The organism is Streptomyces sp. (assembly GCF_050698815.1).
Classification (GTDB): Bacteria; Actinomycetota; Actinomycetes; order Streptomycetales; family Streptomycetaceae; genus Streptomyces.
On the sequence record NZ_JBOHCV010000015.1, the window covers coordinates 1 to 22,322 of the forward strand.

The window sequence follows — 22,322 nt, forward strand, 5'->3', positions numbered from 1 at the left end:
GAGCCGGGGAGCGGTGACCTCCTGTCCGCGATAGGCGACACGCGGCAGCAGGGTCAGGTCGGTGGTCACTTGTGCAGAGTAGCCAAGGCCGCCGACCGCCCGGACTCCTGCCGCGGGCCGGACTCCCGCCGCTCGGGCGGCCCCCGCAGCCGCGCCGACCGTCTCTCGTTGATAAGGGGCCGGACGGACGGAAATTGCCTTGAACTCTTGGTTCACGTTCGCGCACGCTCAGGGTGTGGACGGACGTGGCTTGTCGAGTCAGCTGCTGGGGTTCCCCGCCGACGCGCGGGTGCTCATCGTCAACAACGACGACTTCGGGATGTACCCCGCGATCAACACCGCTGTCGTCGAGTCGATCGAGGAGGGGATCGCCGGCTCGTGCAGCCTGATGGTGCCGTGTCCGGCGGCGCCGCACGCCATGGACCTGCTCCGCCGGCGGCCGGAGATCCCGTTCGGGATCCACCTCACGCTGTTCTGCGATACGCCGAACTACCGTTGGGGGCCGGTGATCCCGAAGCAGAAGGTGCCCTCGCTGCTCGACGATACGGGAGAGCTCTTCACGCCGGCCCGGGTTCCCGAACTGCTCGCCCGGGCTCGTCCCGACGAGGTGGAGCTCGAGTTCCGCGCGCAGATCGACGTCGCGGTCGATGCCGGGCTGACGCCGACCCATCTGGACTGGCACTGTCTGGCCGATGGCGGTCGCGACGACATCTTCGACCTCACGGTAGCCCTGGCCGGGGAGTACGGCCTCGCGGTACGGGTCTGGCTCGAACCTGGACGTCAGAAGGTGCGACCGCGCGGCTTGCCGGTCACCGATCACCCGTTCCTGGACAGCTTCAGCCTCGACATCGACGGCAAGTCCGCCCGGTACGCCCGGTTGCTACGTGACCTGCCGGCCGGTCTGAGCGAGTGGGCGGTCCATCCGGGTGTGGGAAACGAGGAGGCGCAGGCGATCGATCCCGGCGGCTGGCGTGTGCGCCGGACCGATTTCGAGTTCCTGACATCGCCGGAGGCGCGCGAGCTCCTCCAGCGGGAGGGGATCACCGTGACCGACTACAGGACTCTCCAACAGGCTTGGTCCCCTGCCACCGCACCCCGCCGAACTGTCAGGCGTACCCCCGGGCGAGGGCGATGAGCCGGTCAAGGACGCGGTCGCCGTCGGCGCGAAGCCCGTTGTGCTCGTACTCGTTGGTGAGCCATGGCCGCATGGTGGGAATGAGTCGCGCTGTCTCCTCGGAGAAGGCGCGGTCGACGTAGGCGTCGTCCGCGTAGATCGCGGCCGCGCAGGGCACTTGGCAGTCACGGAGCCGGTCGGGGTCGTAGAGCGGCGGCCACTCGTAGTCGGCCAGGAATTCGGCTGCCTCCCGCAGCGGTGCCAGCTCACCGTAGTCGCTGAACATCCAGGGGAACACGTGCTCGCCGGTGAACAGCGTCTCGTCCGCCTCGAATTCGGCCGGCAGCGTCCGCTGTGCGGACCAGCGCGTCGCGTGACCGTCGGCGTAGCTGGCCTCGTGGATGACCGCGTAGAGCGGATTGCGGCCGGAGAACGGCATGGCCGCGGCGACATCGTGGGCGAACGAGGGTGAGGCCGGATCGCGCTCCAGCACATAGTGCAGGCGTTCGGCGCCGTCGCTCATGCCGAGCACGTTGCCGATCTGTCGGAACCGGCGGGAGGTGAGCCGATCGCCGTTGGGCAGTCGTACGTCCTGGGAATCGATCCGTTCCAGCAGTGCCAGCACCCGGTCACGGTCAGCCGGGTAGCGCCGGTGATAACGGCGGTTGCGCTCCAGCATCGTCGCGAACGTGGCGCGGTAGACCTCGTCCGGATGCCGCCCCACCGGGGGCAGGCCGCCGGTGAAGAACGCCTCCCGCAGCCCGTGCGGCGCCTGGCACAGGTAGTTCAACGTGCAGAAGCCGCCGAATGACTGGCCCAGCACACTCCACTGCTCCACGCCCAGTTCGGCACGGATCCATTCGGCGTCCCGCACGATCGCATCGGCCCGGAAGTGCGTCAGGTAGTCCGCCTGCTGCCGCGGTGTCATCCCGGGCAGTGTGCCGACCGGTGTCGAGCGGCCGGTGCCGCGCTGGTCGAGCATCAGCACCCGGTAATCACGAAGCGCCCGCTCCAGCCAACTCGGATTCGTCGGCGCGCGAGAGGGCCTGGGCGCCTCCTGGCCGGGACCGCCCTCCAGGTACACCAGGAAAGGCAGGTCACGACCCCCCGGGTCGGCAACTTCCCGCGCGAACACGGTGATGCGCTCACCGTCCGGCTCGGCGTGGTCCAACGGCACCCGAAACTCGTGCTCGGTCAGGATCAGCCCGGGGGCGTGGTGAGTGACGGCCATGCCGTCGATCTTGTCAAACGCGCCCCGGCTTCGCCCAGGTCTCCTGCGGGAGGACCCCGGGACGGGTCACCGGATTGCGGTGGCGCATCTGGACGGCCGGCGGGCAGGATCGCCGGATGCCTCATCTTGGACTGGTGACCGTTGTCGTGCGTGACTACGACGAGGCCATCACCTTCTACGTGGACGCCCTCGGCTTCGAGCTCCGGGAGGACACACGTCTCGACGACGGGAAGCGCTGGGTGGTCGTCACCCCGCCTGGAGCCGGGGGAGCGGCTGTGCTCCTCGCCAGAGCCACGGACTCCGATCAGGAGGCCCGAGTCGGGAACCAGACCGGTGGACGCGTCGGCTGGTTCCTGAACACCGACGCGTTCGACCGCGACTACGAGCGCCTGCGGGCGGCCGGTGTCGCTTTCGAAGAGGTGCCCAGGCGCGAGCCCTACGGCACGGTCGCCGTCTTCCGTGACCTGTACGGAAACCGCTGGGACTTGCTGCAAATGGAAGGGACCGACGCCCCCGAGGCGGCCGGCGGTGGATCGTGATGTCTGTCGACTGCGAGAGCGGCCTCTCTCATGCCGGCGAGCGTGGGAACGGCGGTTGATGCCTTCCGGGTGGAGAGTGATCTCCGGGCACAGTGGCCGGGCGGCGATGAGTTCCGGGCTCGTGGGAGGTCAGACCCGGAAGAGCTGCTGGTGAGAGGAGCATCGCGGATGCGCAAGGTCATTCTGTCGGTCATGGTGACCCTCGACGGATTCACCGCCGGGCCGAACGGCGAGCTGGACTGGATCGACGTGGGGGACGACGCGCTCGACAGCCACTTGGCCGACCTGCTGCGCGGAATCGACGGCATGTTCTTCGGCCGGGTGGCGTACGAGATGCTCGCGCAGCACTGGCCCGGAGCGGAAGTCTCCAGCAGGAGCATCGAGGCCGAGCAGGCCCGCCTGATGAACACCATCCCGAAGATCGTGCTCTCGCGGTCCCAGCCCGACTTGAACTGGGGGCCGGCGTGGCGGATCGGCGACGATCTCGCCGAAGCGGTCTCCCGGCTCAAGGAGGAGCCGGGCAAGGATCTCGCGCTGTTCGCCGGCGCCACCGCGATCTCGGCGTTCCTGGAGCGGGACCTGATCGACGAATACCGCCTGATCGTCTTCCCGGTGGTGCTCGGTGACGGGCAGCCGTTGTTCAAGGCGCCGCAGCCGCGCCGCTCGCTGCGTTTGGTGGAGACCACGAGGTTCGATGAGTCCGGTGTGGTGATCCTTCGCTATCAGCCCATCTCGTAGCGCACCTGGCACCTGGCACCTGCACCTGGCGCCATAGTCATCGCCTTCGGCAGTCCACTGCCGGAACCTCATCAGCACACCACAAGCCCGATCGACTACCGGTCGGGTCGCTCCAGGGCGCCGAACAGCGGCCGCGCTCTCGAGCCGCCACCGGTACGGCGACGGCCCGAGACCACCCTGGACAGGCTGTGCGGCCTACTCCCCTGCCGCTGCGAACCGCTTCAACTCGCGGCTGGCCAGGGACCGTTGGTGGACCTCGTCCGGGCCGTCGGCGAGTTGCAGCGTACGGGCGCCCGCCCACAGCTCCGCCAGCGGGAAGTCCTGGCTGACACCGCCCGCGCCGTGCAGCTGGACCGCGCGGTCCAGGATGTCCACGACCGCACGGGGCGTGGCGATCTTGATGGCCTGGATCTCGGTGTGCGCACCACGGTTCCCGACCGTGTCCATCAGCCAGGCCGTCTTCAGCACCAGCAGCCGCAGCTGCTCGACCTGCACCCGTGCGTCGGCGATCCACTCCCGCACCACGCCCTGCTCGGACAGCGGCTTGCCGAACGCCGAACGCGCGTGTGCCCGGCGGCACATCAGCTCGATCGCCCGCTCCGCCATGCCGATCAGCCGCATGCAGTGGTGGATACGGCCCGGCCCGAGCCGGGCCTGTGCGATGGCGAAACCACCGCCCTCCTCGCCGATGAGGTTGGCCTTCGGCACCCGCGCGCCGTCGAAGACGATCTCGGCGTGGCCGCCGTGGTAGTCGTCCTGGTAGCCGTAGACGGTCATCGCCCGGCGTACTTCGAGACCAGGGGTGTCGCGGGGCACCAGCACCATCGACTGCTGGCGGCGGCTGTCCGGGGCGTCGGGGTCGGTCTTGCCCATCACGATGAAGATCTTGCAGTCCGGGTTCATGGCACCCGAGATGAACCACTTGCGTCCCGTGATGACGTACTCGTCGCCGTCCCGGCGGATGCGCGTCTCGATGTTCGTGGCGTCCGAGGAGGCGACGTCCGGCTCGGTCATCGCGAACGCGGACCGGATCTCGCCGCTGAGGAGCGGCTCCAGCCAGTTCCTGCGCTGCTCCGCGTTGCCGAACTCCGTCAGCACCTCCATGTTCCCGGTGTCCGGGGCGGCGCAGTTCACGGCGGTCGGGGCCAGCCGCGGGCTGCGGCCGAGGATCTCGGCGAGCGGCGCGTACTGGAGGTTGGTCAGCCCGCCCCCGTAGGTGCGGTCGGGCAGGAAGAGGTTCCACAGTCCGTGCTTGCGTGCCTTCGCCTTCAGTTCGTCCACGATCGGCGGCGTCTGCCAGGGCGAGTCCTGCTCGGCGCGCTGCGCGTCGGCGACCGCCTCCGCCGGGTAGACGTGCTCGTCCATGAAGGACTGGAGCTGCTTGCGCAGTTCTTCCGTACGGCCGTCGTATGCGAAGTCCATCAGTCTTCAGCCCTTCCGCAGTGTGGTGAGTCCGTTGTCGATGAAGACCGGGACGAGGCCGCCTATCCGGTCGAAGCCCGGGCCGACGGTCTGGCCGAGGGTGTAGCGGTAATGGATGCCCTCGAGGATCACCCCGAGCTTGAACCAGGCGAACGCGATGTACCAGTTGACGCGGGAGACGTCGCGTCCGGAGCCCGCCGCGTAGCGTTCGATCAGCTCCTGCGGGGTCGGGTGTCCGGGCGCCTCCGCTGTCGTACTGATCGGCGGATCGGGGATGTTCAGCCGCTCGCTGTACATCGCCAGCAGGCCGAGGTCGGTCAGTGGATCACCGAGCGTGGACATCTCCCAGTCGAGCACCGCGGCGATGCGGTCGTCCGCGTCCGCCAGCACGTTGTCCAGCCGGAAGTCGCCGTGCACGACAGTGGGCGGCGGCGAGACGGGCAGCTGCTTGCCGAGTGTCTCGCGCAGTTCGTCGATGCCGGCCAGCTCCCTGCTGCGGGAGGCTTCCAGCTGCTTGCCCCAGCGGCGCAGCTGCCGCTCCAAGAAGCCCTCCGGCCGCCCGAAGTCGGCCAGGCCCACGCTGTCCGGGTCCACCGAGTGCAGGGCGACAAGAGTGTCGGGCAAGGCCAGCGCCAGCGCCCTGGTGCGGTCCGGGCCGAGCGGGACAAGCTCATCAGCCGTGCGGTAGGGAGTACCCGCCACCTGCTCCATCACGTAGAAGGGCGCCCCGAGCACGTCCACGTCCTCGCACAGCAGCACCGTTTCCGGCACCGGCACATCGGTGTCGTGCAGCGCGCTGATGACCCGGTACTCGCGCGCCATGTCGTGAGCGGTGGCCAGCACGTGGCCGAGCGGCGGGCGCCGCACGACCCAGCGGGACTCACCATCGGTCACCCGGTACGTCAGATTCGACCGGCCGCCCTGGATCACCTCGGCCCGCAGCGGCCCCCGGACCAGGCCGGGACGCTCCCGGTCCAGCTGCCGGGCCAGCCGCTCCAGGTCGAGCCCGGGCGGATTCTCCTCGCTCATGTCGTACGCGCTCCTCTGCGTGGCGGGTGTATGGGGCGATGGTCGATGTGACAAGGGTGGACAGTGCCGTACGGGCGGGCGGGCGGACGGACGTCTCCGTCGATCATGCCGACTAGTCGGTATGGCGTCTAGGGGTGGGCCGTCGCGGACCGCGCCGAAGGCCGTTGTTGTGACGAGGCACACGCGGACAGGCCGGCACTCAGGCCCGGCTCAGGCGTGGTTCCGCATACGCACGGTGCACGTTCGCCACCAGCCGCTCGCTCTCGGCCGGTTCCGCGAAATCTGCTCGGTATCCGGGTCGCCGGGCAACGGCCCGGCCTCCGGCCGCACACGGCACCGCCGGCGCTGCTGTCACCGGGGAAGCCTCGAGGATGTCCCGGGCTTGAGGCCGGGGTGGGGTTGCCCCTGGCGAAGCCAAGGGGAGAATCGGACTCCTGCGGGGCAGGGCATGGATAGCCGAATCGCCGTTAGGGCGATTCGGTGTCTGCCGCGACGGTGTCGCGCTGGATCTCCAGCCGGTGAACGATCTCGGAGTTGAGGGACCTGCGGGCGGACTTGGCCTGAGCGGTGAGCCACCGGTGGAGGTCTGCGGGGAGCCTGAGAGTGATCTTTGTTTCCTCATCCATACCCCTATCATAGTGGTAAAGTGGTGGCATGACGGCCCTGAAGGTAGCCGAGGAGACCGGGCACGCCCGGTACACCTACCGGCTTCGCGTGTCGTCGACCGCTCTCACCACGCTGGAAGCGGAGTGGACGCGGTGCCGGTGGATCTGGAACGAATGCTGCGCCCGATCGAAGAGGGCGCACGCTGATGGCGAGAAGTGCGGCCCCGCCCGCCTGGACAAGATGCTGACCGAGGCCCGCACGGCGAACGCGTGGCTGCGCCTGGGTGGTTCGGTGCCGCAGCAGCAGACCATCCGCGACTTCGCCACCTCCCGCGCCAAAGCCCTCAAGGACATCAAGGCCCAGCTGCCGCAGCGTCAGCGGGCCGGGATGCCGAAGTACAGGAAGAAGCACGCCGCCGACCCCACGCTGAACTACACCCGGCGCGGGTTCCGCCTCAAAGACGGCCGCCTGCACCTCGCGGGCGGCATCAGCCTGGGCGTGGTGTGGTCGCGAGACCTGCCCAAGCCCCCGTCCTCCGTCCGCGTCTACCGCGACAGCCTCGGCCACTGGTACGCCTCGTTCGTCGTAGCGACCACCACCGAGGCCCTGCCCGCCACCGGAGAGGACATCGGCATCGACTGGGGCGTCAAAGAAACCGCCACCACTACCTCCCACGCCCACGACCTCCCGCACGCCCAGCACGGCAAGAACGCCGCACAGCGCCTGGCCCGCTACCAGCGGATGATGGCCCGCCGTAAGCCCCAGCGTGGCCAGCCCGGATCCAGGGGCTACCGCGAGGCGAAGCGGCAGACCGCGAAGCTCCACAAGAAGACCGCCCGGCAGCGTGAGGACACGGGCCGCAAATGGGCCAAGAAGGTGGTGACCGACCACGACCGCCTCGCCGTCGAGGACTTCCGGCCGAAGTTCCTCGCCAAGTCCACCATGGCCCGCAAAGCAGCCGACGCCGCGATCGGCGCCACCAAGCAGGCACTGATCCACATGGCCCGCAAACACGGCCGTGAACTGCACCTCGTACACCCCGCGCACACCACCACGGACTGCGCACAGTGCGGAGCGAGAACCAAGCACGCACTACCTCTATCTGAACGTACCTACACCTGCACCGCGTGCGGATCCGTGTCCCCAAGGGACAAGAACTCCGCCCGCGTGATGCTCGTCCGGGCTGGTCTGGCCCCGGCTGGTGCTGAGGGCACAAGACCTCCCGGACCGCCGGTCCGGAAGGCAGCCTGAGCCAAGAATCCCCACCCTTCAGGGAGGGGAGCAGTCAAGCGTGGTCCCCTCCCTCATCGGCCCGCCGTGGACCGGAAGTTCAGCTGTGTCGTCACCCCTGCTGCCGACTGCTCCACTGTGGGGCCGGCGCGCGGGCGGCCCAGCCTGGCAGTCGCCGCGCCGCGCGGCTACGGCGCGAGCGCGGTCAGCGCCTCTTCGGTGACCTCTTGCGGCGTCCCCCCGACAGGGACCACCGCGCCCCGCTCGTCCGCCGCCAGCGGCTCCAGCGTCGCGAACTGCGAACGCAGCAGCGTGCGCGGCATGAAGTGTCCCTTGCGGTCCGCCAGCCGTCGGGCGATCAGCGTCTCGGAGCCGTCGAGGTGGAGGAAGAACAACGGCCGCCCGCTCCCGCGCAGCCGGTCACGGTAGCGGCGGCGGAGCGCCGAGCAGCTGACCACGCCGCCGCCCTCGGCGTGCTCCGACAGCCACGCCGCGATCGCGTCCAGCCAGGGACGGCGGTCCTCGTCGTCGAGCGGCGTACCGGCCGACATCTTCGCCACGTTCTCCGGCGGGTGGAAGACGTCGGCCTCCGCGTACGGCACCCGCAGCCGGCGGGCGAGCAGCGTGCCCACCGTGGACTTGCCCGCGCCGGAGACCCCCATCACCACGACCAGCGGCGCCGGCCCGGGCCGGGGGCCAGGCCCTTCCTCGCTCACCACAGCGTCATCACTCCCACCGCCACCATCGCCAGCGTGCACAGCGCGGCCGCCCCCACCGACCCGGGGCCGATCCCCTCCGGACGGTTCGCCGTCATGCCCGCGATCCGCCGGTGCGCGACCGCCAGGAACGCGAGCCAGGCCAGCACCCCCGCCGCCACCGCCACGACGGACCTCGAGGTGCCGTCGTAGAGCATCTGCCGCACGCTCAGACCAACGGCCACCGCGAAGGTGAGAGTGGTACGCCGCCACGCCAGGCGGGTGCGTTCCGGCTGCGCCGCCGGGTCGCGTGCGTCCGGATCCCGCGGGTCCGCGGCGTCCTGGCCGGTCATCCGGCGGTCCGCCCCAGCAGCACGGCACCGAGCAGCAGCAGCGCGGCCAGGCCGGTCACCGCGCCCAGCAGTACCGGAAACCGTGAGACGGGCAGGTCCTCGCCCCGTCGCATCGCGCGTTCGCAGCGCAGCCAGTGGTTGACCGCGCGGAACGCGCACACGGCCGCGCACGCGAGGACGGCCACGGAGATCGTGGTCCGCACGCCGCCACGCAGATCGGTGAGGAACTGGTCCACCGCGATGCCCCCCGCGACCAGCGCCAGCGCGGTACGCAGCCACGCGAGCAGAGTGCGCTCGTTGGCGAGCGAGAAGCGGTAGTCGGGCGTGCTGCCTTCCTCCCGCAGGCGCTGCGGGGCGAACCACAGCCGGAGCGTTGCCAGGAGCCGGTCGATCATGCGGACGAGCCTACGGCCCGCGCCCACTCCGCGTTCGCGGGCGGCGCCGGTCCCCACGCCCGCGCCGCCCGCGCCGCCCTGCGGAGCCCGTCCGGGCCAGTCGGCTCAGCCCGCCATCGGCAGGACCTCGCGCGAGGGCACCGCACTCAGCAGCTCGGCCGCCACCGGTTCCCCGCTGTCCGCGTCGACATAGCTGACGCGGACGGCAGGGTCGCCGGGCGTGTCACGGCTGACCGTGCCAGGTTTGCAGGCGCCGGTGGCACTCCAGTCCGTCCGGTACGACATCCCAGTCCGGCAGCCGCCTCTCCAGCTCCTCCGCCGTGAGGAAGTCCCACCACTCGACCTCCTCGGGCTGCGGCCGTACGGGCAGCGCGCACTCCACCTCGTAGACCCGCACGAACCAGCTGTGCTGCGGTGAGTCGTAGAGAAACGTGAAACGCGACTCGGGCGCCGGCAGCCCCCGCACCCCCAGTTCCTCCTCGGCCTCGCGCAGCGCCCCCGCGTCGTAGCTCTCGCCCGCGCCGACGACGCCGCCCACCACCACGTCGTACATCGAGGGGAAGATCAGCTTCACCGGTGTGCGCCGGTGCACGAAGATCCGGCCCTGTGGATCGCGCACCTGCACCGACGTGCAGCGGTGCCGCAGCCGCCGCGCCATCGCCTCGCCGCGCGGGGCCCGTCCGATCACGTTGTCGTCCGCGTCCACGATGTCCAGCAGCTCGTCCGCCGAACGGGCCTGTTCCGTCATGTGCACATCTCATCATCCGCGGGCGCCGCGAGGGGTGCGGTGCGAGCGCAGCGGCGGTTACTCTCCGGTTCACCACATCTATCGGGTGATCAGCAACCGGGCGCGGAACAGGTGGAACGCATGGCGTACGACGCCGATGTCATCGTGATCGGAGCAGGGCTCGCCGGACTCGCGGCCACGGCCGAACTGGCCGACGCCGGGCGCAAGGTGATCCTCCTCGACCAGGAACCCGAACAATCGCTCGGCGGTCAGGCCCACTGGTCCTTCGGCGGCCTCTTCTTCGTCGACTCCCCGGAACAGCGCCGTCTGCGCGTCCGTGACAGCCGCGAACTGGCCTGGCAGGACTGGCTGGGCACGGCCGGCTTCGACCGCGAGGAGGACCACTGGCCGAGGCGCTGGGCGGAGGCGTACGTCGACTTCGCGGCGGGCGAGAAGCGGGCCTGGCTGCGGCAGCAGGGGCTGAAGATCTTCCCCGTCGTGGGCTGGGCCGAGCGCGGCGGCTACGGCGCCACCGGGCACGGCAATTCGGTTCCCCGCTTCCACATCACCTGGGGCACCGGACCCGGACTCGTCGAGCCCTTCGAACGGCGGGTACGGGCAGGAGTCGCCGCCGGCCACGTCCAACTCCGCTTCCGGCACCGGGTCACCGGGCTCTCCCGCAGCACCGGTACGGTCGACACCGTCAGCGGCGAGATCCTGGAGCCCAGCGACGCGGAGCGTGGCACCGCCAGCAGCCGCGAGGTGGCCGACTCCTTCGAGCTGCGGGCCCAGGCCGTGATCGTCACCTCCGGCGGCATCGGCGGCAACCACGACCTCGTACGCGCCAACTGGCCGCAGCGGCTGGGCACTCCGCCCGCGCGGATGCTCTCCGGCGTCCCCGCACACGTCGACGGGCTGATGCTCGGCATCGCCGAGCAGGCCGGCGGCCGCGTCATCAATCGCGACCGGATGTGGCACTACACCGAGGGCATCGAGAACTGCGACCCGATCTGGGCCCGGCACGGCATCCGCATCCTGCCCGGCCCGTCCTCGCTGTGGCTGGACGCCACCGGCAAGCGGCTGCCCGTGCCGCTCTTCCCGGGCTTCGACACGCTCGGCACCCTGGACCACATCATGCACACGGGGCATGACCACACCTGGTTCGTGCTCAGCCAGAAGATCATCGAGAAGGAGTTCACGCTCTCCGGGTCCGAGCAGAACCCGGACCTGACGGGCAAGAGCGTCAGGGGGGTGCTGGGGCGTGCGAGCTCGGGCGCGCCGGGACCCGTGCAGGCGTTCATGGACCACGGCGCGGACTTCATCGTCGAACGTGAACTGGGCACGCTCGTACGGCGGATGAACGACCTGACGGGCGAGGATCTCATCGACGAGGCGGGGCTGCGCCGCGAAGTCGAAGCCCGTGACCGGGAGATCCGCAACCCGTTCACCAAGGACTCGCAGGTGACGGCGATGCGCGGCGCCCGCAAGTTCCTGGGGGACAAGCTGATCCGGGTCGCGACGCCGCACCCGCTCCTCGACCCCAAGGCGGGACCGCTGATCGCCGTACGGCTCAACATCCTGACGCGTAAGTCGCTGGGCGGGCTGGAGACGGACCTCGACGCGCGCGTGCTGAGCGAGGGCGGCGACGTGCTGCCGGGTGTGTACGCGGCGGGGGAGGCGGCCGGTTTCGGCGGCGGCGGCGTGCACGGGTACCGGTCGCTGGAGGGGACGTTCCTGGGCGGCTGCCTCTTCTCGGGCCGTACGGCGGGAAGGTCGGCGGCGGCCGCTGTGGGGTGAGCGGGCGGCGGTGTGCGGGTCGGTGCCGTGCCGGACAGGGCGGTTCGGAACGGCATGATTTACGGCCTGGCCTCCCGAAACCCCCTGCAGAGCTCATGCGTTGATGCCAGGCCGAAAATCACGCTTGAGTGTTCCGAACCACCCCGCCCGTCCCGTCCCCTCCCGTAGTGGCCTCCTGCGGGCCGTGCGTCGAGTTCATCGGTGTCGGTCATGCGCCTCGCTGCGTACTGACTTTGTTGCGGACAGCTTGCGTTGGGCCCGGCGCTGGTCCATCTGACGCCATTCCGGGCGGAGTCCGGCCAGGTTCGTCGTCAGGAAGAACGCCGTCCCGCCTGTCAGCAGGGCCGGTACGAGGCCGAAGGTTGCGACTGCCGCGCCGCCCATCAGGCCCCCGAGGGGGATGCCGGCCCAAGCGAGGGAATCGCCCAGGGCGTTGACGCGGCCGAGGAGGGGACGCGGTACCCGTTCGAAGATGACGGCTCCCAGGATGGGGTTGAGGAAGCCCGAACCGAACCCGCTGAGGGCGAAGACCGTCAGCACCGCCCACATCGGCGCGTCGACGGCGAGGATCACGTACCGCGGTGCGCCGGCGACCAGGAAGCCGGCGAAGAACACGACGCGGCGCCGCATCCGGTGTGCCACCATCGCGGCGATCAGACTCGCGAGGACCGCCGCGATTCCGGCCACGCTGCCGCTCACACCGATCGCCGTCGGCCCGTTGCCGGACTCCTTCGCCCACACCGGCAGCAACACCGTGTGGAACGCCGCGTTCAGCGAGTTGGTGATGCCGACGGTGACAACGATGGTGAGCAGCAGCCGGTCTCCACGCAGGTGGTTCCAGCCCTCACCGAAGCGCCGCCAGTAGCCGCGCTCGCTCTCGCCGTCCGGGGGCGAGCCGGCGCGCCCCATGGCGCGCGGAAGCGCCAGCGTGGTGATGACGGAACCCAGTGCGAAGCACGCCGCGATGACCAGCAGGCACGTCATCGGGCCGGCCAAGGCAGCCAGCGACCCGCCGAGCGCCGGGCCGACCGTGAAGGCGAGCCGCTCGGTCATGCCGCTGAGTCCGGTGGCACGCTCCAGCGGCATGCCTCCGCGCTCGGCCGCTTCCGGGACCATCACCTCCTTGGCCAGGTCGCCGGGGCCGCGTGCCGCTCCGATCACGGCGACGAGAATCAGCAGCAGCCAGAAGGAGAGCAGGTTCGCGGCGTGCAGTACGGGCACCGCGGTGGCGGCCACTGCGCTGACCGCATCGGTGGACCAGGAAACGACTCGCGGACCGCTCCGGTCCACCAAGGGCCCGGTGAACGCCTTGACCAGCACGTAAGGTGCCATTTCGCAGAAGGCGACCAGGCCCGTGTGGGTGGCGCTGCCGGTCGTGACGAGTACGAACCAGGGCAGGGCTACGCCCGAGACGCGGGTGCCGGTCAACGACACCGCCATCGCCGCGAGCACGCCCGCCAGGGGCCGGCGGCTTGCGGGTAAGCCGCACTTCATTCCGTTTCCAGCTCGGGGAGTACGAGCGTGATCACCGAGACCCGCTCGGCGCCCTCCGGAGCTCCGGCGGCCGCTTCGGGTGTGTCCAGCCGGTAGCGGGTGATGACCGACGTCAACTCCTCCTGCAGCGACCGGCTTTCCTCAGGAGTGAGCCGCAAGGGCCGGTCGCTCATGTCGAAGGCGTCCCGCCAGGGGCGGGGAATCGTCTGGAACTCGTTGAGGGCGCGCTGGACGCGCAGGGTGTAGAGGGCGGCCACGGACTGCAGGTAGGCCAGCGTGGCCTCGGGTTCCCGCTCGGCGAGTTCCGTGTCCTTGAACTGGGTCGTCCGGTGGACCGAACGCCACCAGCGCTCCCGGGCGTTTCCTCGTTCCGTGTCCTCCTCGACGAAGCCCGCGGAGTCAAGCTGGCGCAGGTGGTAGCTGGTCGCGCCGGAGTTGAGGCCCAGTCGGTCCGCGAGCCGGGTGGCCGTCGACGGGCCGTGCTTCCGCAGCAGCCCGACCAACTGGACGCGTACCGGATGCGCCAGGGCGCGTAGCCCTTTGGCGTCCAGGACGACTGTGTGCGGCATCTCGCGCTGGTTGTCGGTCATGTCGACACCATAGAAGGCCAACGGTTCTTTGCGAAGACTTCTTCGCAAAGGGCTGTTTGGCGTGAGATCCGCCGTCAGCTCATCTGTGTGTCCGACTTGGAACTGAGGGCCCGTACGCCGGGTGCGCAGGCTTCCCGCAGGGCGGTGAGTTCGTCCTCGGGGAGGCGCAGGGCGGAGCCGCGTCTGCCCTTGCCGTCCAAGAGGGTGCTGCCCTCCTCCAGCCATTCCTCCAGCGGCGGGACACCGAGGTGGTCGGCCAGGCGGGCCAGTTCCCGGCGGGGTGCGTCCAGGAGCTGCTCGTAGGAGAGGGTGGTGCGGCGCTCGGCCGGGACCGCCGAAAGGAGGCCCACGCCCTCGGCGATGATCTCCGACCACAGGGTGCCGAAGCCGGTCACCGGCATCTCCCGGTCCAATACCAGAGCGGGGTCGAACTGCGTGCTCAGCAGGGGCGCGAGGTCGTCGGGGAGCTGCTTGAGGTGATCGGGGGTCAGCTCGGACGGGGCGTCGACGCCGCAGTAGCTGAGTACCTCGCGCAGCAGAGCGATCATCCGGTAGCCGGGGTGGCGGCTCATGGAGAGGGCGCAGTCGGGGCCGTCCCGGAAGAGGTGCACGAAGCGCGCGTGTGGGAAGAGCCGGTGCATCTGCGGGACTTGGTGCAGCGAGTAACCGGACCGCTCGACGGCGGCCACCCGGCCGCCGAGCCGCGCGGCGAGGGCAGCGAAGAACGCCTCCCACTGTTGCGCCGCCGGACGTTCCGGCCATCCGGTCACCTCCGGTTCCAGCGTGTCCAGGAGTGCGTCGGGGTCGTCGGTGAGGTGGGGGAGCGTCATCAGGCTGATGGCCGGGATGCCGGTCCCATGTGCCGTGTAGCGCCACTCGGGGTGGCGGTTGTAGAGGAACTCGGGGAGCGGGGCGCCGCTGCGGACCATCGTGTCGAAGATCTGGTTCGGCTCGGTGAGCAGACGCCAGAACTCCCTTCCGGACAGCGGCCGTTCGTGGAGGGCGGGGGAGTGGGACATGCTCGCGAACAGTTCGTTGAGGCTGAGTACGCCGGGGTGCAGCCGCAGCACCCGGGACAGCGCCGTCGAGCCGCTGCGCCCGGTGCCGACGACGAAGGCCATGGTCTTGATGCCGGTCCGCACAGTTGCTTCCTCCCCCGAGGCCCGTCACGGGCCGCTCCGCCTGCCCGGGAGTCACCCGCCCGGGCCATCCCGTTCCCTACCCGGGCTCGGCCTGGCCGACCCGGGCCCCGTCGGGGCTATGACAAGGTCAGGCTGAGGATCCGGGTGGCAATATCCGCGCCGCGTTGTCGTGGCAGACGGCGCGCAGCCAGTCGTCGCCCAGGCCGAGCCGGGTGAGGGAGTGCAGCGCGTGGGCGTAGGGGTAGGGGATGTTGGGGTAGTCGGTGCCGAGCAGGATGCGGTCCTGTAGGTCGCGCAGGCGGGGCAGCTCGTGGCGGGGGAAGGGTGCGTCGCGCTCGGACCAGTCGGTGAAGGTCATGGTGGTGTCGAGCATGACCTGGGGGTCGCCGGCCGCGAGGTCGAGGAAGTCCGTGTAGTCGGGGGTGCCCAGGTGGGCGATGATCAAGGGCAGTCCGGGGAATCGCTCCAGGAGCTTGCCCATCGGGCCCGGACCGGTGTGCGGGCCCGGTGCCGGACCGTGGCCGCAGTGGATGACGACCGGGGTGCCGGAGTCGCGGAGCAGGCCCCAGACGCCGTCGAGCATCGGGTCGTTGGGGTCGTAGCCGCCGACCTGGAGATGGGCCTTGAAGATCCGGGCGCCTTCCTCGACCGCCCGGTGTACGTACCCCGTGGCTCCGGCCTCGGGGTAGAACGTCGCGGTGTGGAGGCAGTCGGGCGTGCGGGCGGCGAAGCCGGCGGCCCAGGAGTTGAGCCAGGACGCCATATCCGGCTTGTGCGGGTAGATCATCGCGGTGAACGCCCGCACGCCGAACGCCCGGATCCGGGCCAGCCGTTGGGCTTCGTCCATGCGGTAGAGGATGGGCCACGGGCGTCCGGTGAGCGGTCCCGCGGAGTCGAAGTACTGCCAGACCTTGGCCATGACCCGTTCGGGCATGAAGTGCGTGTGCACATCGATCAGTCCGGGCAGGCCGAGCTCCTGCCAGAACGCGGTCACCTGGCGGACGTCCTCATCCACACGTTCGGTTTCCGTCATCCGGCGACCGTCCGGGCCCGGTCGAGGATGGCGGCGGTGTCCACCCCCGGCGGCAGCGTGCCGAACGCGTGGCCCCCTTCGCCGCCGAGCCGCGAGGCGCAGAAGGCGTCGGCGACGGCCGCGGGCGCGTGGCGCTGCAGGAGCGAGGCCTGGAGCACGAGGGCCATGGTCTCGGTGTGCCGGCGGGCGCGGTATTCGGCTTCCGTGGGGTCTGCAAGCTGCTTTTGGAGGCCTGCCAACGCCATGTCGAGGTGGCGGTTGGCTCCGGCCGCCAGGCCGGCTTCCGCGAAGAAGGCGTCGACGGTCTCCGGCTGCCGGGCCATGGCCCGGAGCGAGTCCAGGGCGGCGACGTTGCCGGAGCCCTCCCAGATGGAGGCCAGCGGCGCTTCCCGGTACAGCCGGGGCATGCCGGATTCCTCGATGTAGCCGTTGCCGCCCAGGCATTCGAGGGCCTCGGCGGCGTGCGCGGGGCCCCGCTTGCAGACCCAGTACTTGGTCACGGCCAGTCCCAGGCGGCGCAGCAGGGCTTCGCCGTCGTCTCCCGAAGCGACCCGGTCGGTGGCACCGGCCAGCCGCAGCGCCACCGTGGTCGCCGCCTCCGACTCCAGGGCGAGGTCGGCCAGCACGTTGCGCATCAGCGGCTGGTCGATCAGCGCCGAGCCGAACGCCCGGCGGTGGGTGGCGTGGTGGACCGCGCGGACGAGCCCCAGACGCATGCCGGAGGCCGCCCCAAGGACGCAGTCGAGCCGGGTCATGTTGACCATCTCGATGATGGTCGCCACTCCCCGCCCTTCCTCTCCCACCGGCCACGCGAAGGCGTCGTCGTACTCGATCTCGGCGGAGGCGTTGGAGCGGTTGCCCAGTTTGTCCTTGAGTCGCTCCAGCCGGATGCTGTTGCGGGTGCCGTCCGGCAGGACCCGGGGCAGCAGGAAGCAGGACAGCCCCCCGGGCGCCTGGGCCAGGGTCAGGAAGACGTCCGACATGGGGGCGGAGGTGAACCACTTGTGCCCGGTGAGGCGGTACGTGCCGTCGGAGGCGGGTACCGCGGCCGTGGTGTTGGCCCGTACGTCGGAGCCGCCCTGCTTCTCGGTCATCGACATGCCCGCGATCAGGCCGCGCTTGGTGTCGGGCCGCCGCAGCCCGAAGTCGTAGTCCCGGGAAGCCAGCAGCGGTTCCAGCCAGCCGGCGAGGTCCGGAGCCGCACGCAGTGCGGGCACTGCCGCGTACGTCATCGAGACCGGGCAGGAGTGTCCTGCTTCGACCTGGCCCCAGAGGTAGAACTTCGCTGCCCGGGCCACGTGCGCTCCCGGCCGGCCCTCCTGCCATGGCGCCGCGTGCAGGCCGTGACCGACGGCCGTCTCCATCAGCCGGTGCCAGTACGGGTGGAACTCCACCTCGTCGATGCGGTGCCCGTAGCGGTCGTGGGTGCGCAGCACCGGGGGGTTGTCGTTGACCAGGCGTCCCCATTCGGCGGCCTGTTCCGAGCCGGCGAGGCTGCCGAGCTGGTGCATCTCGCCGGCTGCCCAGCCGGCGCCCTCGCGGGTGACCGCCTCCAGCAGGGCGGGGTCGGCGGCCGCGTCGTAACCGTGGTGCGGCGGGACCTGGTTGGTGACCTCATGCGTTCGCGACATCTTGTCCTCCCAGAGCACGCAGGGTGAAGGCGATCAGTTCGGGAATCACGTCGTCCGGTGCCGCGTCACCGTCGGCCAGCGGCCCGATGAGCGCCTCGGCGACCGCGCCGACGAGCGCCGCCGCGGTCAGCTCCGGTGACTGCGGCGGCAGTTCGCCGGTGGCCACGCCCGCGGCGATCTGCTGGGCGTACACATCGCGGAAGGCCCGCCGGAAGACGAGCCGTTCGGAGTCGACCGCCGGATCCACCGGCTCCGCGAGCAGGGCGAAGGCCCGGCGCGGTGCCTGGAGGGCGCGGGCGGCGAAGGTTTCCACCGCGGCGGCCACGCGCTGTGCCGCCGACCCGGGGCGCCCCGCGGCGGCGGCCACCGCCTCCACCTCGCGGGCGACCAGGGAACGGAAGAGCGCGGCCGCCAGCTCGGACTTGCCGGCGAAGGACTGGTACACGCTGCCCGTGGAGATTCCCGCTTCGGCGGCGATCGCCGCGACCGAGCAGCCCGCGTACCCCGCGCGGGACAGCAAACGGACGGCGGCGTCCAGCACGCGGTCCCGGCGGGCGTCGAGACGTGCCTGTACGGCGGGGGTTCTTCGGTAGGGCATGGAAGGATTGAAGCACCGATTCACTGCTTCACGCCAGGCCCTGCCGCTCATCGGGCCGAGATGATCCGCCGGGTGCCTGCCGGGTGCGTGTCGAGGCGGGCCGCCGGGCCGGCTCAGCCGAGGAGGGAGGCGATCTCCTCCGCGCAGGACCGCAACGCCGACGCCTGGTCGTGGAGTTCGTCCCGAGTGGTGAGGACCACCGCGGCGCCCAGCGACACCGCCAGCCGGGGTCGCCGGGTGTCGTCGGGGTCCGGCACGGCGGCGGCGACCGAGCGCACACCGACCTCGTTCTCCTCCTCGACCTCGGCCCAGCCCCGCGCCCGTACCCGCGTAAGCTCCTCGCGCAGCGCCCCGGGGTCGGTGAGGGTGTGGGACGTCGTGGCGGGGAGCTCACCCGCCAGCAGTGTCTCCCGGTCCCGCTCCGGCAGCGCCGCCGCCAGGGCCTTGCCCAGCGAGGTGGCGTGCCACGGGTTGCGGGTGCCCTCGGCGCTGCGCAGCTGAAGATGCTGGCTGCCCTGTACGGAGAGCACCAGCAGCACCTCCGAGCCGTCCAGGATTCCGGCGATGACCGGAAGACCGGTGCGGGTGGCGAGCCGCCGCATCGGAGCCGCGGCGGCGGAGTAGCCCGCGGGGGAGCGCTGGAAGCCGCGGGAGAGCTCCAGGACCCGGATTCCCAGCGCGTAGCGGCGGGTGTCCTCGTCGTAGGCGACGAACCGCTCGGCGGCGAGCAGGCCCAGCAGCCGGTGCGCGCTGCTCACCGGCAGCCCGGCCGTACGCGCGACCGCGCTGACGCCCAGCCCGGAGGGGTGGTCGGCCAGTACGGTCAGCAGCCGCAGGCCGCGGCTCAGCATGTCGTCGCCGGGCGCTGCGCTCACTGTTCCGGTTTCCCCCGATGGTCGTACGCGGCACGGTCATTCGCGTCCGCGGCTGCCTGCCGCCGCCTTACGGTCGGGGTCCGGCTGCGGGTTCACCGTACCCGGCGGACCGACCGTCACCCGCGGTTCCTTCACGGCGAGCATCAGTGCCGAGGAGATCAGCGTGCACACCGCCATGAAGCCTAAGGCGCCCGCGGCGGATGCTGCGCTGTTCGGCGTAGATGGTGCCCGGGATCTGGAAGAAGAAGTAGCCGAGGAAGAAGGAGGCGGCGATGAGCGAGTCGGTCCCGGCCGAGAGGTTCAGGTCCTCGGCCATGCCGCCCGCCGAGGCGATCGCGTAGTTGGACCTGTCGAGATACGCGAGCGAGTAGGTGACGAACGCGACCGGCATCAGATACCGGGCGCGGGTCGAGGACCACAAGCCCCCGCCGCCGATACGGGAGGGTGACGCCTCGGTCATTCCCGGACCCCTTTTTCCGTCTGATGGAAAGTGTTTCACTAGGCGGGAAGGATGCTACGAGCGCGGGGTCCGGCCGGTCAACGGTCACGGGCGCTTCACCCCGCGCCGACCGACGAACGAGAGGCCGCAGCACGATGTCTCACAGCGACGAGTCCACCGCCCCCGCTCCGACCGTGGACGTACTCCTGCCCTGGCCGGACCTCGACGTGCGGCACGGACCCTGGCCCTCGAACGCCCGCGTCCACGTCTGGGACGGGCTGCGGGCCGAGGACGACCTGCCCGGTCAGGTCCTGGACCGGGTCGGCCTGTGGGTGATGCAGTACGCCGTGCCCGGTGTGGAGGAGCTGCTGCCCCGGCTGCCCGCGCTGCGTGCCGTGCAGTCACTCAGTGCGGGCGTCGAGAAGCTGCTGCCGCTGCTTCCCGAGGGTGTGCGTCTGTACAACGGCCGCGGACTGCACGACGCCAGCACCGCCGAACACGCGCTCGGTCTCATCCTCGCCGCCCAGCGCGACCTCCCCTGCTGGATCGCCGATCAGCAAGCCGGCCGCTGGGAACCGCACTTCACCCGCTCGCTCGCCGACTGCCGGGTCGCCGTCATCGGTTACGGCTCCATCGGCCAAGCCCTGGAGCGGCGGCTGCTGGCCTGCGAGGCGGAGGTGGTCCGCGTCGCCCGCAGGGCCAGGCCGGAAGCGGACGTGCACCCCGTCGGCGACCTGCCCGCGCTGCTGCCGACCGTGGACATCGCCGTGCTCGTCCTGCCCGAAACCCCCGCCACGACCGGCATGTTCGGCGCGGAGGAACTCGCGGCACTGCCCGACGGAGCGCTCGTCGTCAACGTCGGGCGCGGCCGTACGCTCGAGACGGAGGCGCTGCTCGCGGAGACCCGTGCCGGGCGGCTGCGCGCCGCCCTCGACGTCACCGACCCCGAGCCGCTGCCCGGCGACCACCCGCTGCGGCAGGCGCCCGGCGTTCTGATCACCCCGCATGTGGGAGGCGGCTCCGCCGCGTTCCGGCCCCGCGCCGAGCGGCTGATCGTCGACCAGGTCCGCCGCTACGCGGCAGGTGAACCGCTGCTCAACGCCTTCCCCCGTCCCTGAGCGGCAACTCCGCGCCGTGCGCGGTGGGCCCCGTCCGTCGCGTTCAGGTACGCGGCCGCCGGCTGGTGTCCGGACGGCCGATGTGCCCCGGCTCGCGCTCCGCTTCGCCCAGCCACAGGTGCGACGGCATGTACTGACGGACCGCCGTCGTGACACGGTCCCGGCTGCCCGGTGCCAGGGGCAGCCGATAGCGCAACCGCGGCAGGCCGGGACCGATGGGCTCCTCGTCACGGACCAGCGCCCACAGCACCGGGTCCCGGTCGTTGATCGGACCGCTCGGGCACAGTTCGACGGAGTAGTTCTTCGAGCGACGTCCCATCCGGCTCCACTGCACACCGACTCCGGCGAGTACGGCCCACGGGATCACTTGCCTCGCCCTGCCGTTGTCCAGCCAGAGGCCCGTGTGGTCGACGGTCACGTTCGCGTTCCTGCCGAGCCAGACGGGGACACCGAAGAGCACTCCGAGCGCACCGAGCACCAGCATCACCACGAGTCCGGCGACCCCGGGCACGGAGAACTCACCCTGATTCGTCCCGGTCGCGAGCATGATCAGCCCGATCACTCCGACCAGGCCGAACGCGATCAGCAGCAGGCAGATGGGAAAGGCGATCAGCAGACCTCGACGTCCCGTGCGCACCACTGTCGCGTCGTGGGCGGGGGATGCGGTGTATGGCATAGACATGATCGAGAAGTCTAGGCCCACCGGCCGGGTTCCGGGGATTCCCGGTAGGGTCTGGTCGCTTGGTGGTGACGGGGGCCGAAGAGGCCGACAAGGGGGCGGGGTCGGTGCGACCTTCGGACGACGCACGAGCGGGCGATCTGGAACGATCGCTCATGCGGGGTGACGCCTCGGAGGTGAGGGCCCCTCTGGAGTGGCAATCGCCCGTAGGGGGCCATCCGTTGATCGTCTGGCTGATGGTCACCGCCGCGCTCCTCGTCGCCGCGGTGTTGTCGCTCTTCCTCGGCATCGAGGCCCGCGACACATCGGCTGCCGACGGTGACAGGTCGAGGCGTCCGCTGGTGAAATGCGGTTCCGTCGTCAGCCCCGCCCACTTCAGTGAGTTCGAGTGAGGCGACAACGTCGTGGAGTGGCACACCCGGGTGTGTGACACCGCGCGGATCACCCGGGTGGGATGGACCGGCATATTCGTGGTCGGCGGCCTGGTCGTGCTGGTGTCCGGTCTCGCCGTGCAGAGCCGGCGGCAGGGCAAGGCCGGGAACGGGGCCCCGGATGGCCCGGCGGGTGACTGACCGGCCCGGGGCGGTTCACGCCGGCGCGCAAGGGCGGCCCATGTTCAGAAGCTGCCCGCCGCGTCCAGGATGCGTGAGGCGACCCGTACCGAGTCCACCAGCGGGTGCAGGGCCAGTGCCCGCAGCGCGGCGCCGCGCGAGCCGTCGGCCGCCGCCTCGATCGCCGAGCGCTCGACGGCCTTGAGCGACAGCATCAGTCCCAGCTGGTCCGGGGCGACGGCGCCGGCCGACAAAGGCCGGGCGCCGCCGGCGTCGACCAGGCAGGGCACCTCCAC

25 protein-coding genes and 1 pseudogene are annotated in these 22,322 nt (G+C 70.8%); 8 read left to right on the forward strand and 18 right to left on the reverse strand.

The annotated features are described in order from the left end of the window. Window positions 1–289 precede the first annotated feature (289 nt). Window positions 290–1,135: a polysaccharide deacetylase family protein gene (locus ACRDP3_RS00405; RefSeq protein ID WP_431514753.1), complete on the forward strand. Its 846-nt coding sequence runs from the start codon at window positions 290–292 to the stop codon at window positions 1,133–1,135. Here ACRDP3_RS00405 and ACRDP3_RS00410 read toward each other — a convergent pair. Further along, entirely contained in the window at window positions 1,107–2,345 is a 1,239-nt protein-coding gene (locus ACRDP3_RS00410; RefSeq protein ID WP_431514754.1) for an alpha/beta fold hydrolase, read from the reverse strand. The two genes, ACRDP3_RS00405 and ACRDP3_RS00410, sit on opposite strands and share 29 nt — an antisense overlap. Window positions 2,346–2,461: 116 nt before the next feature. On the opposite strand from ACRDP3_RS00410, the gene ACRDP3_RS00415 reads away from it, so the two are divergent. Further along, the gene (locus tag ACRDP3_RS00415) at window positions 2,462–2,884 is read left to right on the forward strand and encodes a VOC family protein (protein ID WP_431514755.1); all 423 of its coding nucleotides are present in this window, start codon (window positions 2,462–2,464) and stop codon (window positions 2,882–2,884) included. 168 nt (window positions 2,885–3,052) lie between these two features. After that, window positions 3,053–3,622, forward strand: a complete 570-nt coding sequence (locus ACRDP3_RS00420; RefSeq protein ID WP_431514756.1) for a dihydrofolate reductase family protein — start codon at window positions 3,053–3,055, stop codon at window positions 3,620–3,622. Window positions 3,623–3,817: 195 nt separating this feature from the next. Here ACRDP3_RS00420 and ACRDP3_RS00425 read toward each other — a convergent pair whose 3' ends face one another. From ACRDP3_RS00425 to ACRDP3_RS00435, 3 genes are all read right to left on the reverse strand, one after another. Next, window positions 3,818–5,044, reverse strand: coding sequence for an acyl-CoA dehydrogenase family protein (locus tag ACRDP3_RS00425; protein ID WP_431514757.1), 1,227 nt, complete (start codon window positions 5,042–5,044; stop codon window positions 3,818–3,820). A gap of 6 nt (window positions 5,045–5,050) precedes the next feature. Further along, window positions 5,051–6,073 (reverse strand): phosphotransferase family protein, encoded by a 1,023-nt coding sequence (locus tag ACRDP3_RS00430; RefSeq protein WP_431514758.1) that lies wholly within the window; start codon window positions 6,071–6,073, stop codon window positions 5,051–5,053. Between the two features lie 467 nt (window positions 6,074–6,540). Beyond that, complete coding sequence (locus ACRDP3_RS00435) at window positions 6,541–6,699, reverse strand: Arc family DNA-binding protein (protein ID WP_431514759.1); 159 nt, start codon at window positions 6,697–6,699, stop codon at window positions 6,541–6,543. Window positions 6,700–6,727: 28 nt separating this feature from the next. Between ACRDP3_RS00435 and ACRDP3_RS00440 the strand changes: the two genes are divergently transcribed. After that, entirely contained in the window at window positions 6,728–7,930 is a 1,203-nt protein-coding gene (locus tag ACRDP3_RS00440; protein WP_431514760.1) for an RNA-guided endonuclease InsQ/TnpB family protein, read from the forward strand. A gap of 167 nt (window positions 7,931–8,097) precedes the next feature. Here the strand turns inward: ACRDP3_RS00440 and ACRDP3_RS00445 are convergent, their stop codons facing one another. The 4 genes from ACRDP3_RS00445 to ACRDP3_RS00460 all read right to left on the reverse strand — a co-directional run bounded on the left by ACRDP3_RS00445 (window position 8,098) and on the right by ACRDP3_RS00460 (window position 10,100). Continuing rightward, window positions 8,098–8,571, reverse strand: coding sequence for a gluconokinase (locus tag ACRDP3_RS00445; protein WP_431514777.1), 474 nt, complete (start codon window positions 8,569–8,571; stop codon window positions 8,098–8,100). Between the two features lie 50 nt (window positions 8,572–8,621). Beyond that, window positions 8,622–8,957, reverse strand: a complete 336-nt coding sequence (locus ACRDP3_RS00450) for a DUF202 domain-containing protein (protein ID WP_431514761.1) — start codon at window positions 8,955–8,957, stop codon at window positions 8,622–8,624. Next, window positions 8,954–9,352, reverse strand: coding sequence for a YidH family protein (locus ACRDP3_RS00455; protein WP_431514762.1), 399 nt, complete (start codon window positions 9,350–9,352; stop codon window positions 8,954–8,956). Before ACRDP3_RS00455 ends, ACRDP3_RS00450 begins: the two co-directional genes overlap by 4 nt. Before the next feature lie 223 nt (window positions 9,353–9,575). After that, window positions 9,576–10,100 carry an NUDIX domain-containing protein gene (locus ACRDP3_RS00460; protein ID WP_431514763.1) on the reverse strand — a complete coding sequence of 175 codons (525 nt, stop codon included), beginning with the start codon at window positions 10,098–10,100 and terminating at the stop codon, window positions 9,576–9,578. Between the two features lie 120 nt (window positions 10,101–10,220). Between ACRDP3_RS00460 and ACRDP3_RS00465 the strand changes: the two genes are divergently transcribed. After that, window positions 10,221–11,876, forward strand: a complete 1,656-nt coding sequence (locus tag ACRDP3_RS00465) for an FAD-binding dehydrogenase (RefSeq protein WP_431514764.1) — start codon at window positions 10,221–10,223, stop codon at window positions 11,874–11,876. A gap of 195 nt (window positions 11,877–12,071) precedes the next feature. Here ACRDP3_RS00465 and ACRDP3_RS00470 read toward each other — a convergent pair whose 3' ends face one another. From ACRDP3_RS00470 to ACRDP3_RS00505, 8 genes are all read right to left on the reverse strand, one after another. After that, entirely contained in the window at window positions 12,072–13,316 is a 1,245-nt protein-coding gene (locus ACRDP3_RS00470) for an MFS transporter (protein ID WP_431514765.1), read from the reverse strand. A gap of 50 nt (window positions 13,317–13,366) precedes the next feature. Beyond that, window positions 13,367–13,960: a helix-turn-helix domain-containing protein gene (locus tag ACRDP3_RS00475; protein WP_431514766.1), complete on the reverse strand. Its 594-nt coding sequence runs from the start codon at window positions 13,958–13,960 to the stop codon at window positions 13,367–13,369. 74 nt (window positions 13,961–14,034) lie between these two features. Continuing rightward, a complete protein-coding gene (locus ACRDP3_RS00480) occupies window positions 14,035–15,102 on the reverse strand; it encodes a sulfotransferase (RefSeq protein WP_431514767.1) in 1,068 nt (355 codons plus the stop codon). A gap of 127 nt (window positions 15,103–15,229) precedes the next feature. Further along, the gene (locus ACRDP3_RS00485; RefSeq protein ID WP_431514768.1) at window positions 15,230–16,135 is read right to left on the reverse strand and encodes an amidohydrolase family protein; all 906 of its coding nucleotides are present in this window, start codon (window positions 16,133–16,135) and stop codon (window positions 15,230–15,232) included. Next, window positions 16,132–17,766 carry an isovaleryl-CoA dehydrogenase gene (locus ACRDP3_RS00490; protein WP_431514769.1) on the reverse strand — a complete coding sequence of 545 codons (1,635 nt, stop codon included), beginning with the start codon at window positions 17,764–17,766 and terminating at the stop codon, window positions 16,132–16,134. The genes ACRDP3_RS00485 and ACRDP3_RS00490 overlap by 4 nt, the downstream gene beginning before the upstream one ends. Beyond that, a complete protein-coding gene (locus ACRDP3_RS00495; protein ID WP_431514770.1) occupies window positions 17,750–18,364 on the reverse strand; it encodes a TetR/AcrR family transcriptional regulator in 615 nt (204 codons plus the stop codon). The genes ACRDP3_RS00490 and ACRDP3_RS00495 overlap by 17 nt, the downstream gene beginning before the upstream one ends. Before the next feature lie 113 nt (window positions 18,365–18,477). Beyond that, entirely contained in the window at window positions 18,478–19,239 is a 762-nt protein-coding gene (locus ACRDP3_RS00500; RefSeq protein ID WP_431514771.1) for an IclR family transcriptional regulator, read from the reverse strand. Window positions 19,240–19,306: 67 nt separating this feature from the next. Continuing rightward, window positions 19,307–19,699 carry a hypothetical protein gene (locus ACRDP3_RS00505; protein WP_431514772.1) on the reverse strand — a complete coding sequence of 131 codons (393 nt, stop codon included), beginning with the start codon at window positions 19,697–19,699 and terminating at the stop codon, window positions 19,307–19,309. Between the two features lie 134 nt (window positions 19,700–19,833). Between ACRDP3_RS00505 and ACRDP3_RS00510 the strand changes: the two genes are divergently transcribed. Continuing rightward, window positions 19,834–20,796 (forward strand): 2-hydroxyacid dehydrogenase, encoded by a 963-nt coding sequence (locus tag ACRDP3_RS00510; RefSeq protein ID WP_431514773.1) that lies wholly within the window; start codon window positions 19,834–19,836, stop codon window positions 20,794–20,796. Window positions 20,797–20,839: 43 nt separating this feature from the next. Here ACRDP3_RS00510 and ACRDP3_RS00515 read toward each other — a convergent pair whose 3' ends face one another. Then, the gene (locus tag ACRDP3_RS00515; protein WP_431514774.1) at window positions 20,840–21,478 is read right to left on the reverse strand and encodes a hypothetical protein; all 639 of its coding nucleotides are present in this window, start codon (window positions 21,476–21,478) and stop codon (window positions 20,840–20,842) included. A 218-nt stretch (window positions 21,479–21,696) separates the two neighbouring features. Between ACRDP3_RS00515 and ACRDP3_RS00520 the strand changes: the two genes are divergently transcribed. Together ACRDP3_RS00520 and ACRDP3_RS00525 are read left to right on the forward strand one after the other, a co-directional pair. Next, window positions 21,697–21,867, forward strand: a complete 171-nt coding sequence (locus ACRDP3_RS00520) for a hypothetical protein (protein WP_431514775.1) — start codon at window positions 21,697–21,699, stop codon at window positions 21,865–21,867. A gap of 12 nt (window positions 21,868–21,879) precedes the next feature. Then, window positions 21,880–22,047 (forward strand): hypothetical protein, encoded by a 168-nt coding sequence (locus ACRDP3_RS00525; RefSeq protein WP_431514776.1) that lies wholly within the window; start codon window positions 21,880–21,882, stop codon window positions 22,045–22,047. A gap of 44 nt (window positions 22,048–22,091) precedes the next feature. Here ACRDP3_RS00525 and ACRDP3_RS00530 read toward each other — a convergent pair. Beyond that, window positions 22,092–22,322 (reverse strand): annotated as a pseudogene (locus ACRDP3_RS00530) (6-phospho-beta-glucosidase); the annotation flags it as partial.